Source organism: Holdemanella biformis DSM 3989, from assembly GCF_000156655.1.
GTDB classification, from domain to species: Bacteria; Bacillota_I; Bacilli_A; order Erysipelotrichales; family Erysipelotrichaceae; genus Holdemanella; species Holdemanella biformis.
The window spans coordinates 1-579 of the sequence record NZ_DS996864.1; the positions used below are offsets into that span (position 1 = coordinate 1).

The 579-nt window shown below is 42.0% G+C and carries 1 pseudogene; it reads right to left on the minus strand.

From position 1 onward, the window contains the following. Positions 1–579 (minus strand): annotated as a pseudogene (locus tag EUBIFOR_RS11900) (DNA-directed RNA polymerase subunit beta); the annotation flags it as partial.

The following is a 579-nucleotide window of genomic DNA, read 5'->3' on the forward strand; positions in this document are numbered from 1 at the left end:
TGAATGAGGAACTAATAATGGAACGGCCTGACGCTGCATGTTGGCACCCATTAAGGCACGAGAGGCATCATCGTTTTCCAAGAATGGAACACAAGCAGTCGCTACAGATACAATCTGTTTTGGACTGACGTCGGCAAGTTCTACTTCTTCACGATCGGCAATAATTGTTTCACCAGCCTTACGAGCTACGACACGTTCATTTACTAAATGACCATCACGAACCTCATTGGCCTGAGCAATTACATAATCTGCTTCTTCGTCCGCACTTAAGTAAACAGTATCTTCACTAACAGTACCATCTGCATTTACTTTACGATAAGGTGTCTGGATAAATCCATATTCATTGATACGAGCATAAGTTGTTAAGTTGTTGATCAAACCGATGTTTGGTCCTTCAGGTGTTTCGATTGGACAAATACGACCATAGTGAGAGTTGTGAACGTCACGAACTTCAAAACTTGCACGATCACGACTGATACCACCTGGACCTAAAGCTGAAATACGACGTTTATTTGTCAACTCAGCAAGAGGGTTTTGTTGATCCATGAACTGTGATAACTGTGAACTAGAGAAGAATTC